Origin of the sequence: Terasakiella sediminum, from assembly GCF_033100395.1 — a bacterium.
GTDB lineage: Bacteria > Pseudomonadota > Alphaproteobacteria > Rhodospirillales > Terasakiellaceae > Terasakiella.
In genome coordinates this window covers 172742-186157 of the sequence record NZ_JAWLVJ010000001.1, presented here as the reverse complement: position 1 = coordinate 186157, position 13416 = coordinate 172742, and the positions used below count along the sequence as shown (strand labels likewise).

The 13416-nt window shown below is 49.7% G+C and carries 16 protein-coding genes; 7 read left to right on the top strand and 9 right to left on the bottom strand.

The features are described 5' to 3' along the window. The first annotated feature begins 87 nt into the window (after window positions 1-87). From lspA to RYZ26_RS00910, 4 genes are all read left to right on the top strand, one after another. Window positions 88-597, top strand: coding sequence for a signal peptidase II (gene lspA / locus RYZ26_RS00925; protein WP_317681213.1), 510 nt, complete (start codon window positions 88-90; stop codon window positions 595-597). A gap of 24 nt (window positions 598-621) precedes the next feature. Next, window positions 622-1200: a DUF3035 domain-containing protein gene (locus tag RYZ26_RS00920; RefSeq protein ID WP_317681211.1), complete on the top strand. Its 579-nt coding sequence runs from the start codon at window positions 622-624 to the stop codon at window positions 1198-1200. 93 nt (window positions 1201-1293) lie between these two features. After that, window positions 1294-2628, top strand: coding sequence for a M16 family metallopeptidase (locus RYZ26_RS00915; RefSeq protein WP_317681209.1), 1335 nt, complete (start codon window positions 1294-1296; stop codon window positions 2626-2628). After that, window positions 2625-3923 carry a M16 family metallopeptidase gene (locus RYZ26_RS00910; RefSeq protein ID WP_317681208.1) on the top strand — a complete coding sequence of 433 codons (1299 nt, stop codon included), beginning with the start codon at window positions 2625-2627 and terminating at the stop codon, window positions 3921-3923. Before RYZ26_RS00915 ends, RYZ26_RS00910 begins: the two co-directional genes overlap by 4 nt. 94 nt (window positions 3924-4017) lie before the next feature. Here RYZ26_RS00910 and RYZ26_RS00905 read toward each other — a convergent pair whose 3' ends face one another. The 3 genes from RYZ26_RS00905 to RYZ26_RS00895 all read right to left on the bottom strand — a co-directional run bounded on the left by RYZ26_RS00905 (window position 4018) and on the right by RYZ26_RS00895 (window position 6917). Further along, a complete protein-coding gene (locus RYZ26_RS00905; RefSeq protein ID WP_317681207.1) occupies window positions 4018-4848 on the bottom strand; it encodes a mechanosensitive ion channel family protein in 831 nt (276 codons plus the stop codon). A gap of 91 nt (window positions 4849-4939) precedes the next feature. After that, window positions 4940-6028 carry a YeeE/YedE family protein gene (locus tag RYZ26_RS00900; RefSeq protein ID WP_317681205.1) on the bottom strand — a complete coding sequence of 363 codons (1089 nt, stop codon included), beginning with the start codon at window positions 6026-6028 and terminating at the stop codon, window positions 4940-4942. 112 nt (window positions 6029-6140) lie between these two features. Then, on the bottom strand, window positions 6141-6917 hold the full coding sequence (locus RYZ26_RS00895) for an FKBP-type peptidyl-prolyl cis-trans isomerase (RefSeq protein ID WP_317681203.1): 777 nt from the start codon (window positions 6915-6917) through the stop codon (window positions 6141-6143). A 176-nt stretch (window positions 6918-7093) separates the two neighbouring features. Between RYZ26_RS00895 and RYZ26_RS00890 the strand changes: the two genes are divergently transcribed. Next, window positions 7094-8095 (top strand): hypothetical protein, encoded by a 1002-nt coding sequence (locus RYZ26_RS00890; protein ID WP_317681201.1) that lies wholly within the window; start codon window positions 7094-7096, stop codon window positions 8093-8095. A gap of 61 nt (window positions 8096-8156) precedes the next feature. Next, window positions 8157-8378 carry a hypothetical protein gene (locus RYZ26_RS00885; protein ID WP_317681199.1) on the top strand — a complete coding sequence of 74 codons (222 nt, stop codon included), beginning with the start codon at window positions 8157-8159 and terminating at the stop codon, window positions 8376-8378. A gap of 317 nt (window positions 8379-8695) precedes the next feature. Here the strand turns inward: RYZ26_RS00885 and RYZ26_RS00880 are convergent, their stop codons facing one another. Then, complete coding sequence (locus tag RYZ26_RS00880; RefSeq protein WP_317681197.1) at window positions 8696-9184, bottom strand: hypothetical protein; 489 nt, start codon at window positions 9182-9184, stop codon at window positions 8696-8698. A gap of 129 nt (window positions 9185-9313) precedes the next feature. On the opposite strand from RYZ26_RS00880, the gene RYZ26_RS00875 reads away from it, so the two are divergent. Further along, window positions 9314-10042: an SDR family oxidoreductase gene (locus RYZ26_RS00875; protein WP_317681195.1), complete on the top strand. Its 729-nt coding sequence runs from the start codon at window positions 9314-9316 to the stop codon at window positions 10040-10042. Here the strand turns inward: RYZ26_RS00875 and RYZ26_RS00870 are convergent. The 5 genes from RYZ26_RS00870 to dapB form a co-directional block, all read right to left on the bottom strand. Further along, window positions 10039-10791, bottom strand: a complete 753-nt coding sequence (locus RYZ26_RS00870; RefSeq protein WP_317681194.1) for a substrate-binding periplasmic protein — start codon at window positions 10789-10791, stop codon at window positions 10039-10041. The two genes, RYZ26_RS00875 and RYZ26_RS00870, sit on opposite strands and share 4 nt — an antisense overlap. Window positions 10792-10899: 108 nt before the next feature. Then, complete coding sequence (locus RYZ26_RS00865) at window positions 10900-11406, bottom strand: SRPBCC family protein (protein WP_317681193.1); 507 nt, start codon at window positions 11404-11406, stop codon at window positions 10900-10902. 1 nt (window position 11407) lies between these two features. After that, on the bottom strand, window positions 11408-11743 hold the full coding sequence (locus RYZ26_RS00860) for an ArsR/SmtB family transcription factor (protein ID WP_317681192.1): 336 nt from the start codon (window positions 11741-11743) through the stop codon (window positions 11408-11410). Between the two features lie 79 nt (window positions 11744-11822). Next, the gene (nth, locus tag RYZ26_RS00855; RefSeq protein ID WP_317681191.1) at window positions 11823-12455 is read right to left on the bottom strand and encodes an endonuclease III; all 633 of its coding nucleotides are present in this window, start codon (window positions 12453-12455) and stop codon (window positions 11823-11825) included. A 57-nt stretch (window positions 12456-12512) separates the two neighbouring features. Further along, window positions 12513-13316, bottom strand: a complete 804-nt coding sequence (dapB, locus tag RYZ26_RS00850) for a 4-hydroxy-tetrahydrodipicolinate reductase (protein ID WP_317681190.1) — start codon at window positions 13314-13316, stop codon at window positions 12513-12515. Between the last annotated feature and the right edge of the window lie 100 nt (window positions 13317-13416).

Below are 13416 nucleotides of genomic sequence, written 5' to 3'. Positions count from 1 at the left end.
CTGGAGTCATCCCTGCGCAGGCAGGGATCTCTTTTCATGTCTTTTAAGGTTCCTGCCTACGCAGGAATGACGATCAGTTGGATTTAGATGCTGGATTCCTTAAAACAAAAGCCCGTTGTTGGTGGATTATTGATGGCGCTGATCATCTTTTTGCTGGATCAATGGACCAAGTTTGAAATCGTTTATAGCGTGATGGCGCCGCCGCGCGTGATTGAAGTAACATCCTTTTTCAATATTGTTATGGCGTGGAATCGCGGTGTCAGCTTTGGTATGTTTGGTTGGGATTCGGAAATTAAAGTTTACCTCCTTGCCGGGATGGCCTTTGTGGCCGCTGTGGGGCTGGCGGTCTGGATGTATCGGGAAGGCCGCCTGGCTTTTGCCATACCGTGTGGTGCGATCATTGGCGGGGCCATCGGAAACGGTATTGATCGCCTGCATTGGGGCGCGGTTGCGGACTTTCTGGACTTCCATGTGGCGGGTTATCACTGGCCAGCCTTTAATGTGGCGGATATGGGAATTACCTGTGGGGCGACACTTTTGATTTTAGATAGCTTGTTTCGCAAGCCAGATTCATCTAAAAATAATGAGAGTGAATAGTTAACTTTAACGTCGGCGATTGATATGTCTGTTGCAACATATAAGAAGTTTCTGAGTTTGGCAGTTGTCTGTGTGGCCTTAAGTGCCTGCAGTGGTGCCAAGGAAATGCTGGGTCTGGAAAAATCAGCCCCGGATGAATTTGCCGTTTATTCACGTGCCCCGCTTAGCCTGCCGCCTGATTATTCCTTAAAACCGCCAACACCTGGGGCGGAACGCCCACAGGGCGAAGAAGAATCTGTGAAGGCACAACGTGCACTAACAGGACGCAATGCACCAGAACCTGTTGGTCAAACTGTTGCAGGTTATGAAGGCATGAGCCCGGGTCTGCAGTCTATCCTGCGTCAAACTGGGGCGTTGAATGCGGACCCAGGTATCCGCCGCACCATTGATCGCGAAACCAGTGCTTTTATCGAAGAATCTGAAACTTTTACAGAAGAGCTGATGTTCTGGCGTGACAAAGGTGAATTCGGCACAAAAATCGATGCCGCCAAAGAAGCACAACGCATCCGTGAAGCACAAGCTTTGGGGCAGAAAGTTGAAGGCGCGAACGCAGTTGTGATCGAACGCGAAGAAAAAGCCCTGCTTGAAGGTTTATTCGACTAATTCACGATCTTTAAGATCAAGCTTGCCCTTGTTTGGTCATTGTTTCACGCTACATCCATAATAGTCTTGAATGATGTTAAGAAGGATGTACGTGTGCGTATTCTGTTCCTGATTATTGGTTTTGCACTGTTTTCATTGAAATCAGAAGCAGCCGTTTTTAATCCGCAAAGCTTTACCCTGAAAAACGGGATGCAGGTTGTGCTGATCCCCAACAACCGTGTACCTGTGGTTCATCATATGGTGTGGTACAGGGTGGGTTCCGCCGATGAACCTGCAGGGAAATCCGGTATTGCCCATTATTTTGAACATCTGATGTTTAAAGGCACCAAAACCCGTGCACCCGGTGAATTTTCAAAGATCGTTGCGAAAAACGGCGGGCGCGACAATGCTTTTACTTCCTATGATTATACAGGATATTTCCAGACGGTTGCGAAAGATCGCCTTCCCTTGATGATGGAACTGGAAGCTGACCGGATGACCAATCTGACGCTGACAGCCGAAGTGATTGAGCCGGAACGTCAGGTCATTCTGGAAGAACGCCGTCAACGCACAGACAACAATCCGGGATCGCAACTGCGCGAACAAATCAGCACCGTTCAATATATGAATCATCCCTACCGCATCCCCGTGATCGGTTGGGAGCATGAGATCAAGGGGCTGACGCTGAATGACCTGAATACATTCTATAAGAAATGGTATGCGCCCAATAATGCGGTCCTAGTTGTGGAAGGCGACATCACGCTGGCAGAACTTCGACCGTTGGCCGAAAAATATTATGGGGTGATCCCGGCTGGGGAAAAGATTGAACGTATCCGGCCCATTGAACCTACCCAGCATGCGGACCGCCGTGTCACTAAATGGGATGAACGTGTGCGGCAGAATTCAATTCAACGAAGCTATCTGGCCCCAAGTTACGGATCGGCGGAAGAGGGCGATACCTCACCTTACGATCTGCAGGTTCTGGAAAATATTTTGGGCGGTGGCTCGACCAGTCGTCTTTATCGTTCTCTCGTGATTGATCAGAAAGTTGCCGATTCTGCCGGATTCTATTATTCGCCGAGCATGCTGGATCAAACGACGATAACTTTCTGGGCGTCGCCTAAACAGGGTGTCGATATCGCGGTTGTGGAACAGGCGATCCTAAACGAGATCGATCTGCTGCTCGAAAAAGGCGTGACCCAGGATGAAGTGATGCGCGCGCAGAAGACACTGGTGAATGAAGCGGTTTTTGCCCGCGATAATCTGGGGACTGCTGCACAGGTGTTAGGAAGTTCTCTTGCCATTGGCGTGACGATTGATCAGATCGAAAGTTGGCCGGATCGAATTAAGGAAGTGAACCCCCATAGTGTCAATACGGCCTTGCGTGCTGTTTTGAAAGACAAATATTCAACAACCGGCGTGCTGCTGAGCAAGGGAGAAGGCTCATGAAATATATCATTATCTTACTTGTGACGCTATTCAGCCTACCCGTTCATGCGCTGGCTCCGGTTCAGGAAGTAACGTCTGACAAAGGCATTAAAGCCTGGCTGATTGAAGATCACACCAACCCGATTGTGGCCATGCGCTTTTCTTTCCGTGGCGGTTCTGCCCTGGATCCGGACGGGAAGGAAGGACTGGCCCGTCTCGCGTCTTCCACCATGGACGAAGGGGCTGGCAAATGGGATTCTCAAGGCTTCCAAAGTCGCCTGGAAGACCTGTCGATAACTATCCGTTTCGAAGCAGGTATGGACAGTTACAGTGGGCGTCTTCTGACGTTGAGCGAAAATCTCGACGCTTCTGTTGATATGCTCAAGACTGCCCTGACAGATCCGCGCTTTGAAACAGAACCTGTTGAACGGATCCGCAGCCAAATCCTTGCAGACCTGCGTCAACGCGAAGAAGACCCAGATAGTTTAGCGGCCCTTAGCCTCTATAAACAGATTTTTGGCGATCACCCCTATGCGCGGGGATCACGCGGCACCTTGTCCGGTGTTGCCAATATCACCCCGGATGATCTGAAATCTTTTGCCAAGACACGACTGGGTAAAGACAATCTGATCGTCGGCGTGTCTGGTGACATCACGCCGGATCAGTTGAAAGTCTTGCTGGATAAGACCTTTGGGGATCTGCCTGATAAGGCGGCAAGCTGGCATGTGCCTGCCGCTAAAATTGCCTTTTCTAATGGCCTGACGGTTATTGATAAGCCTGTTCCGCAAAGCAGTATTATCTTTGCGCAAAAAGGGATTGAGCGCGACCATAAGGATTTCTATCCGGCCTATGTGCTGAACTATATTCTGGGGGGCGGTGGTTTTTCATCGCGTCTTTATGAAGAAGTGCGTGAAAAGCGCGGTCTCGTTTATTCCGTCTACAGCTACCTTGCCAATTATGAAGAAGCCGAACTTTGGATGGCAGGGGCAGGTACACAGAATGCCCGCGTGAAAGAAACTCTGGACGTAGTGCGCGCAGAATGGGAAAAGGCCGCCCGTGAGGGGGTATCCGAACAAGAAGTGATGGATGCCAAGACATACCTGACCGGATCGTTCGCGCTGCGTTTTAAATCCAGTGATGCGATTGCTTCCATTCTGGTCGGCATGCAGAAAGATCACCTGCCCATCGATTTTCTGGAAACGAGAAATCAGGAGGTCGAAGCGGTGACGCCGGAAGATGTGAACCGGGTCGCGAAATCCTTATTGACCCCTGAAAATCTGATGGCCGTTGTGGTCGGGCAACCGACGGGGCTTTAAAACACACTGTCATTCCCGCGAAAGCGGGAACCCAGGAACATTTGTTCAACTGGCAAACTGGGTCCCCGCTTTCGCGGGGATGACAGATGTATGTTTAAGCTTTTTCTTCATTCACATGATGAACCACCTGCTGCGGGTAAGGAATGGATATTCCTTTTTCATCAAAGGTTTGTTTGACCTGTTTGGTAATGTCCCATTTGACGCGCCAATAGTCACCAGCATCGACCCAAAGGCGCACGACCAGGTTCACCGAACTATCGGCCAGTTCGCCCACTGCCAGCACAGGGGCCGGGTCCTGTTTGATGCGATCATCGGCTTTTGCGATGGATTCGATAACAGCCATCGCCTGATCGATATCATCTTCATAGGAAATCCCCATGATCAGATCGACACGGCGGGTGTCATGGGCACTGAAGTTCTTGATTGCGCTGCCCCAGACCTGCGAATTTGGCATGATGATCTTGACGTTATCGCCTGTTGCCATTTCGGTGGTGAAGAGTGATACACCTTTGATGGTACCCGCTTGTCCGCCAACTTCAACAAAATGGCCCACCTTGAAGGGACGCAGGAACATCAGCATCACGCCTGCGGCCACATTACTGAGGGTTCCTTGCAACGCCAGGCCGATGGCCAAGCCGGCCGCACCTAAGACAGCGATGAGAGAGGTAGTTTCAACACCGAATTTGTTCAGGACCGCAAGGACCGTAACGGCAATGACGATATATTTGGCGAAGGTGGACAGGAAGCCTGCCAGCATCTCATCTGCTTTGCCGCTTTTTAGCAGGCCTGCTTGAATTTTGTTTTTGGCAAAACCAGCAAACCAGAAACCAGCGATCAGGATAATTACTGCGCCGATGACCTGCAGACCGTAAAGGGAGATGAAATCCATCACCGCTGTTGATGTTTGTTCAATAGAATCTTCCATGCCTATATGCTCCATATATCTAAATGTTGCAAAGCACTATGAAGAAGTCTGAAAGAAATTGAAATCAGGAAAAACCCGGTAATGAATTTTTTTATTCTGCTGCTGCCAGATTTGTCGCTGCAGCTTGTTCGCGGTTCATCAGCCAGTGACCGATTTTTGCCCCAACCACAATCGCGCTCAGGCTGATGATAGAGGAAAAGGCCAGCGTACTGATACCGGACAGGCCCTGACCGATAGAACAGCCAATCGCCATCACAGCACCCGTGCCCATCAGCAAGCCACCACCAAGGTAGCGCAGCATCTCTTTGGGTTCGCCACTAAAGCCTTGCAGTTTTAATTCACGACGCAGGAGCGCTGAGACGAAAGATCCCGCAATGACCCCACCGATCAGCATGATGCCGAAGTTTGCGCTTGTTCCGGTATAGATCATCAGGAACTGCATGGCATTGCCGCCCGGTGCAACAAAGGTCAGGGATTCCAGACGCTGGGGTTCAAATTCATCAAAGCCGATGACGCCTGTGACGTACCAGCCGCCCACAACCAGGGTACCGATGATGACGGAAGCCACGGTCAGGTAAAGGCGATCGCGCAATACAATGCTGCGTGCGATTAAAATGAACGCTAGCAGGCAGGCCAAAACAATGGCACCTGTGCGGATCGGATCAACTTCAAACCCAAACAGGCTAGCGGCCCCCTGGACCACATCCGGTCTATCCAGACCGACCTGAACCGCGCCTTCCAAAGACTGACGCACCGGGGCAAACAGGCCGCGCATGGTCATATAGCCACTGAGTGCAATCATCAGGATCACGATCAGGGAGCGCAGGTTACCTGTTGCGGCCAAGACGACCTGACGGCCTGCACAGCCGCGCGCCAGCATCATACCGATGCCAAACATTATCCCACCGAGGATGAGGGAGAGAACAGGGAGGCTTTCGCCCCAATAGGCAGATTCGGAAAGATCAATTTCGAAAGTCGGGATCAAAGCTTGTGTGCCTCCAACTGCGATCAGGGTGGCGATCAGCCAGCCGCGCAATTGCCCGGCACGACGGCCTTCAAAGGCCTCGCCAGCAGCTTGTCGAAAACAGAAACGACTGGATTGTCCCAGAAAACCGAAGGCAAGGCCAATAAGGCCACCGCCGATTAACAAGATCTGTGTTGGTTCCATGTCTTCAAACATGTTTGCTTTCTCCAATATGCGCACAAACTGCATCTATTCGTATATGCAGCTTGTGACATATTAGGTTTCGCAAATCAACTATTTTATTGTTTTTTAGTGTAAATAAACATAATTAACACACTGAGCATGTGTTTTTTAGGTTACTCAGGTCCGCTTTGACTGTTGGATTCTTCTCTCGCATCCAATGGGTTATGCCATATTGAACGTTATAGATGTTCTTATAGCCATACCGTGCAGACAGGCCATCGGATGCCATACGGGTGCGGTTTCCAGTGCGACAAATTAAGATGACTTCGTCGGTTGGCTTGACGATTCGGTTTAAATCTTCGACAAACTTTGGATTGATCTGACCGTTTGGCATTCTGAATGGCAAAAGCTTGCTGCCTTCAATGATACCTGTTTCCTGCCATTCTTTCGGTGTGCGCACATCCACGATGGTGACGCCTTTGGCTTTCAGTTCTTTTAACTTGCTGTTGTCGATATTTTCATAAGGCGGTTTGGAAACACCCAGAAGCTCGACTTCAAAGCGCAAGGTCGCATTTGGCGGGATGACACCGCCAGCCCCGCGCGGACCATAGGCCAGATGGGACGGAATAATAAGTTCACGTTTGCCACCAACGCGCATGCCTTTAACGCCTTGATCCCAGCCGGGAATGACCTGACGCGCACCCAGAACAAAATTGAAAGGTTGGCCGCGATCCACACTGGAATCGAATTTGGTGCCGTTCATCAGCCATCCGGTATAATGCACGGTGACTTTCTGATTTCCAATGGCCTCATCCCCGGTCCCAACCGTAATATCCTTGATTTGCAGATCAGCGGCGTGCGCCTGGATACTCAAAATGAACAGGGTCAAAAAACCAAATAGGCGAATAACTTTAAACTTCATCTCGCAACCTTCCGTTTTAGCGTACGACCATCTTACATTATCCCCATCTTATATGACGAAGACTTTGTCTTTTTCATGGCTTTATGCTTTTTTGGTGGAAAGCTTTCTTATATAAAAAGTGGAAGGGGTATATAATTAAACCCCTGATCGGGATAAAGAAAAGGATTGCCATAGAAATGGCCGGGGATAACAACGACGATATTTTCCAGTCCATCCGCCAGGCGGTGGGTCAGACACTGGAAATGGCCGAAGCAGAAAGCAAGATTTCGGATGAAACCAAGACGTTATTGTCACAACTGATTTTAACACGTCGTGGTGATGGCGAGGTCGTGCTGGACGTGGGTGCCTTGCAACGCATGAAAGCGGCCGAAAACCAGTGGGTGGATAAGGAACGCAGCGAACAGGATCGTCTGGTGAACCCAACCCGCCTGCCGCAACTTGTCCCGGGATTGAACGGTCTGGCTTCCAGTCAGTATCTGGCTTTTGTGCAGCGCCCGTTGGAACGCAATGGTGATAACGCGCCGTTTCTGGAAGCCGCCGCGCACCGCCTGATTGATGAATATAATGAAAAAGAAAAGGCGGCTGAACGCAACAAGCTGTTTGGTACCATGCAGCGCTATGTCGCAAAAATGCTTATTGATGCCTTGTTGAGTAAGGAACACGGGATCACTGACCAAGATGAACTGGATAAGTTGCGCGATGCGACCGCGCCGAAAGACCAGTTTGCGCTTGCTTCAAAAATTCTGGGCATCCCCACCAATGAAGTGATGAACCGCCTTTATAAATTAGGCGTTGCTTTGACCCTGATTGAAGGGATCAAGATGAAGGCGCTGAAAATCCGCAAAGCCGAAGCGGCCTTTGAAGCCAGTCTGCGTAAACTGGCTTCGAATGATAGTGGTCCGACCGCGAAAACCCGTATTAAGGAGATCTTTGTCGGGTTTAAGAAAGAGCTGGATCTGATGGCGAAAGCCTATACCCAGATTACGCGCGAACTTTCGCCCATTATTGAGAAAATGCAGAAAGACAATTTCGATCAGAGTTTTTCAAATCTGCATCGATCTGCTGCGGTACTGGACGCTATGGCGTCGCGCTGGGTCATTATTATCGGGGAAGCCAATAACAAGGCGCATCGACCTGGAGAAATCATAAAAGGGATGCATAAGGTCTTTACGCATTAGTTTAATAAATTACATATATAAAGAACGCGATAACCTTGCCGACTACGATGGAGTTAATAATATGAGCGATGGACGCCCTGCCTTACGATTTAAAACCCCGGTTCCGCTGAATGTTCTGGAAGATTTTCTCGAACGCGAATGTGGCAGCGGCTGGGATTTGAAACTAGAAGGGATCGCCGAAGATTTGGGTCAGAAGGTTGTTTTGGTGTCTTTTACGGATGCAAATGATCTGGCCAAGTTCAAAGCCGGATATAGCGCCTTGAAGAAACAGCACGGCGGCTGAGACAATAGCTTTTAAGTTGAAAAGCCCTGATATATTCAGGGCTTTTTTTATGTCTGCATTATCGAAATGTAGAACTTGCACATATACCTAGGTGTTCGTACGTAGCTTTTTTTTGTAGAAAAGTGGCTCTTTTCGGTTATTATACTAGACATCTATTCCGCCGATCTTATCGGTTTGAAGTATATAGTCTTAGGGTTGTATGTGGATGGCCGATACCTTTTTCGGGCTTTGCCCGAATCAGAGCGCCTGGAAGTCAGAGATGACTTCCTACAAACTTATAAAAGCCGGTCTTTTGACCGGCTTCTTTTTTGCCTGATTTATCTGCGACCGAGTTCGCGCAAGGTTTCTTCAATATTTTGCCAGGCTTCCCGGATGGCTTCATCCGCTTCATCAGAATGTCCGTCTGCAAAATACGCCATCAGGGCTTCGGCCAGTTCCAGCAGCTTGTCGCGCTGATCAGCATTTTCAGCCTTTCCATCCATGGATCGATACATGAACGAGCTGAGCTGTTCACGGATGGCATCGGATGATTTTCCTGTGCTGGCGATATCATAGACATGGCTGATCATATAAAATCGTTTGGCTGCACGGCGCTGCAGGGCATAGGATTCGTGAAGGCCGATGCGTTCCTGCAGATGTTCTTTTTCTGCCATCAGACGTTTGGTGTCGTCTTCATCGGCTGTTTCGATTGATTTGTTGAACTCTACTTCCAGGCGCATGACTTCGGCTTCGGTTCTTTTTACCTCTTCAGCCGCCCAGTCCAGTTCGCGTTTGATCTCATAGAGTAAATGTTCTTCGTTATGCATGGAAGGAGCCCTCGGTGCGTTTCTCGTTGGAAAAAGTCTAGCAGAGCAGGCAAAAAAAATCATTACGATTGCACCTCCTGATTTAATTTCTTAAAAAGTATCAAACGAAACAATTTAAACAGGGGCATCATGTCGGATTTAACAGGAAAAACCATCATCATCACCGGGGCAAGCAGTGGATTGGGCGAAGCTATGGCACGTAAATTTGCCCCACTTGGCGCAAACCTGGTGTTGGGCGCACGCCGTCAGGACAAGCTGGAAGCCATCAAAGCGGATTTAGGTGACAATGTGCGTATTCAGGCCTGTGATGTGACGCAGGCAAAAGATGTCGAGACGTTGGCGAAATTGGCGCTGGATGAATTTGGCAAGATCGATGTTTTGATCAATAACGCGGGCATCATGCCGCTGTCCTTCTTTGCCGAAAAGAAAGTGGCCGATTGGGACCGGATGATTGATGTGAATATTCGCGGTGTTCTGCATGGGATTGCAGCGGTGATTGATACCATGCATGCCCAGAAATCCGGCCATATCATCAATATCGCCTCGGTCGCCGGACATGTGGTGTCACCCACTGCCGGGGTTTATAGTGCGACCAAATACGCTGTGCGCGCCATTTCAGAAGGGTTGCGTCAAGAATCGCGCGGCTATCTGCGTACCACCATCATTTCCCCCGGGGCTGTGACGTCAGAACTGACCCAAGCAATAGAAAATGAAAAGATTGCCCAAGGGGTGGATAAGCTTTACGAAGATGCGATTGAGGCGAACGCAATCGCAAAGGCCGTGCTTTATGTGGTGGAACAGCCCGAAGATGTGGATGTAAATGAAATCATCGTGCGCCCCACCAAGCAGATGCTTTAAGGTTTTAGGCCAAATTCCTGAGACAGATTATCATAGAGACCGGATGTGCGGATGGATTGGAGACCGAGGTTAAACTGGTCAATCCAGTTTTGTGCATCCTCGATCCGTCTGGAGACGATGAAATGAAGGGAAAAACCTTTTTCATCCAGGTGATGGACTTTGATCTGGGTGGCATCCACACCGTCTTTTTTCAGATGATCCATAAACTGCTGGCGGTTTAGCACCACCACATGCTTTTTAAGGGTAGTGATGGTCCTCAGGCAGCTTTGCATGTCGGAGGGTTGAAACAGGCTGATCTCACCTGCCTTTCTGAATTTCTCAAACTTATCGGCGATGGCGTATCCGATGGGGCGGCAGATGGTGCGTCCTTTCATATCTTCATAAAGTTTGAAGTCCGCTTTTTCAGACATGTTGCTCAGGGCCACATAGGTTTCTGTGAAAATCGGTTCAGAATAGAGGAAATCTGCCCGGCGTTCTGCCGTCGGGATATAGGGGAAGGTCCCGATAAATTGGGCGTTCTTGCTTTCAATATAGCCGCGTTTCCAGGGTTTCCAGAAAATTTCTGTTTTATATCCGACAGCTTTGAAAGCGGCGTTCACAACAGCTGTGGCCAGTCCATCCTTGGGCAGATTGGGATCGGTAAAAGGCGCGTAGTCTTCCCCGGTCACCAGTGCGATTTTTTTGTCAGCAAAAGCGGGGGAGGAAAGGACCAGAAGGGTCAGTATGCAGAAGATACGAAACAGTTTCATCCATCCCAGGAACGTCAATAACGGCTTAAATATAAAGTAAACTGACCTTTCAAGATAGTAAGTAATGTCCCTGCGCTATATAGGTTAACCCTAATGTATAGCGCAGATTTAAAGGGTTGCGAGGTAGGCTTCCAACTGTGCCATGCCTGCGCCCCAGCCTTTATCGTGATCAGAACGGGTGGCTTCGAAGGCCTGCAGCTCTTCAACTGTTGGATTTCGTGGCTCCCATAGGAAGGTCAGTTTTGTTTTGCCATCGAGGGTTTCTTCAAAGGTAAGGGTTGCCAGCATGTCTTTGGGCCAGTTGGGCACATGTTTCATATGGACGATCTCACCCTCAGCATTGGACATATATTGCAGGAAGACAAGTTTTTCAGGGGATCTGACTTCTTCAAATTTGGTGAAGAGCCACATTTCATGACCATTTGGCATGGTGATTTTATGAAGCGATGTACCGCCATCTTTGATATCCGCACTGACATACTCACAAGAACAGCCCGGCATGGGGAACATCCAGTTGTTGAGATGTTCGACCTGCGTCCAGGCATCAAAGACCAATTGGCGCGGCGCATTGAATTCTCGTTCGATTTTGGACGGAATGACTTTAATTTCGCTCATGTCAGCTGCCTTTTTCTTGAATGTCGGTGAGATATTGATCCAGTTGATCCATGGTCCCGCCCCAATATTCCTCAAACTTGTGCATCCATTCCTGAATGGGGCGCAGTTTTTCGGGCTGTACGCGGTAAAATCGAAACCGTCCCTGTCGGCGTTCCGTCACAATCTGGACTTCGCGTAGAACTTTCAGATGTTTGGACACCATGGGCTGGGGCCAATGCACCACTTCTACCAACTCGTTCACTGTCATTTCTTTTTTGACAAGCTCTTCGATCAGCGTGCGGCGCTTGGGTTCCCCAATGGCGCTAAAGACATCATGTGTGGTTTTCAATCTGGACATGCGGATAATATATACCCATATAGGAATATGTCAAGGCAGCTTTTTAGAATTGATTAAAACAGCTTTCAAAAAAGAGAAACTAAACCGTTTTGGCTTTATAGTTACAGAGGTCGTAGACCTTGCATTTCTCGCAGTCAGGCTTGCGGGCTTTGCAGATATAGCGACCATGCAGGATCAGCCAGTGGTGCGCGTGGAAGAGATAGTCTTTGGGGATGCATTTCAGAAGTTTCTTTTCCACTTCCAAAACTGTCTTCCCCAAGGCCATACCTGTGCGGTTGGCGACGCGAAAGACATGGGTATCAACCGCAATGGTGGGCACACCCCAAGCCATGGAACGTACCACATTTGCGGTCTTGCGTCCCACACCGGGCAGCTTTTCAAGGGCGGCCTGGTCATTGGGCACGATGCCGTCGTGGTTATCGACCAGCATCTGCGCTGCCTTCATGACGTTCTTGGCTTTGGAATTATAAAGCCCGATGGTCTTGATATAGTCCTTGAGCTTTGCTTCTCCCAGATCAAGCATTTCCTGCGGGGTAGAGATCACTTTGAAAAGAGCTTCTGTCGCCTTGTTCACCCCGATATCTGTAGCTTGCGCGGACAAGGCCACAGCCACCAGCAAAGTATAGGGATTGGTATAGTTCAATTCCCCTTTGGGTTCGGGATTATCTTCTTCCAGACGGCGGAAGAATTCAATGCGATCAGCTTTTTTCATAGTTAGAAATCCTGTCATTCCAGAACCCTGCCTGCGCAGGGATGACGGTGAAGGGAGTTACTCTTTCAGCCCCAAAACGTCCTGCATATCAAAGATGCCGTTCTCGGCCTTTTGGGTCCAAAGCGCAGCGTTTACCGCACCGCGTGCAAAGATCACGCGGCTGGAAGCTTTGTGGGTAATCTCGAATCGTTCGCCTTCGATGGCGAAGACGACGGTGTGTTCACCAACCACGTCACCACCGCGCAGCGTTGCAAAACCGATATCGCCTTTTTTGCGTTCACCCGTAATGCCGTCGCGCACTTTATCGGCAACTTCATCCAGATCAACACCACGACCCGCAGCGGCGGCTTTGCCCAGGCTGAGTGCGGTACCGGAAGGGGCATCGACTTTATGTTTGTGGTGCATTTCCACAACTTCGATATCCCAGTTGTCATCCAGCATGCTGGCAACTTTTTCCGTGATGGCAAAAGCAAGGTTCACGCCCATGCTCATGTTTGTTGCCTGAATAACCGTGGTGGATTTGGCTGCTTCATCAATGATGGCCTGGTCATCCGCGCTCAGACCCGTTGTACCAATTACCAGGTTGGTGCCGTGTTTGGCGGCCAGCTTGGCGTGCTCGATGGTTGCGGCGGGCGCAGTGAAATCGATCACCGCATCACTATTTGCAAACAGTTCTTCCGCATCGGTGATGATCTTGGCTCCGCTTGGTACCTCGCCGGACACAACAGCCGGGTCTTGGCCTACAAAAGGCGAGCCTTCGCGTTCTGTGCCGCCCGCCAGTTCTGCGCCTTCGGCGTTGACAACGGCCTGAACCAACATACGACCCATGCGGCCTGCACAGCCCACAATACCGATTTTCATTTTGATGCTCCAAATCTCAAATTCATATTTTTCCGGACGCTAGCAGAAGCGCTGGGGAAAGGCAAACAAAAGACCCCTTGCTCTTGTCCCTCTGATGGCT

What these genes read in the sequence shown, in the direction of transcription:
- RYZ26_RS00910 (WP_317681208.1), top strand. Translation starts at nt 2,625, where the DNA reads ATGAAATATATCATTATCTTACTTGTGACGCTATTCAGCCTACCCGTT.
- RYZ26_RS00870 (WP_317681194.1), bottom strand. Translation starts at nt 10,791, where the DNA reads ATGAAACTGTTTCGTATCTTCTGCATACTGACCCTTCTGGTCCTTTCC.
- lspA (WP_317681213.1), top strand. Translation starts at nt 88, where the DNA reads ATGCTGGATTCCTTAAAACAAAAGCCCGTTGTTGGTGGATTATTGATG.
- RYZ26_RS00890 (WP_317681201.1), top strand. Translation starts at nt 7,094, where the DNA reads ATGGCCGGGGATAACAACGACGATATTTTCCAGTCCATCCGCCAGGCG.
- RYZ26_RS00880 (WP_317681197.1), bottom strand. Translation starts at nt 9,184, where the DNA reads ATGCATAACGAAGAACATTTACTCTATGAGATCAAACGCGAACTGGAC.
- RYZ26_RS00865 (WP_317681193.1), bottom strand. Translation starts at nt 11,406, where the DNA reads ATGAGCGAAATTAAAGTCATTCCGTCCAAAATCGAACGAGAATTCAAT.
- RYZ26_RS00900 (WP_317681205.1), bottom strand. Translation starts at nt 6,028, where the DNA reads ATGTTTGAAGACATGGAACCAACACAGATCTTGTTAATCGGCGGTGGC.
- RYZ26_RS00905 (WP_317681207.1), bottom strand. Translation starts at nt 4,848, where the DNA reads ATGGAAGATTCTATTGAACAAACATCAACAGCGGTGATGGATTTCATC.
- dapB (WP_317681190.1), bottom strand. Translation starts at nt 13,316, where the DNA reads ATGAAAATCGGTATTGTGGGCTGTGCAGGCCGCATGGGTCGTATGTTG.
- RYZ26_RS00920 (WP_317681211.1), top strand. Translation starts at nt 622, where the DNA reads ATGTCTGTTGCAACATATAAGAAGTTTCTGAGTTTGGCAGTTGTCTGT.
- RYZ26_RS00895 (WP_317681203.1), bottom strand. Translation starts at nt 6,917, where the DNA reads ATGAAGTTTAAAGTTATTCGCCTATTTGGTTTTTTGACCCTGTTCATT.
- RYZ26_RS00875 (WP_317681195.1), top strand. Translation starts at nt 9,314, where the DNA reads ATGTCGGATTTAACAGGAAAAACCATCATCATCACCGGGGCAAGCAGT.
- nth (WP_317681191.1), bottom strand. Translation starts at nt 12,455, where the DNA reads ATGAAAAAAGCTGATCGCATTGAATTCTTCCGCCGTCTGGAAGAAGAT.
- RYZ26_RS00885 (WP_317681199.1), top strand. Translation starts at nt 8,157, where the DNA reads ATGAGCGATGGACGCCCTGCCTTACGATTTAAAACCCCGGTTCCGCTG.
- RYZ26_RS00860 (WP_317681192.1), bottom strand. Translation starts at nt 11,743, where the DNA reads ATGTCCAGATTGAAAACCACACATGATGTCTTTAGCGCCATTGGGGAA.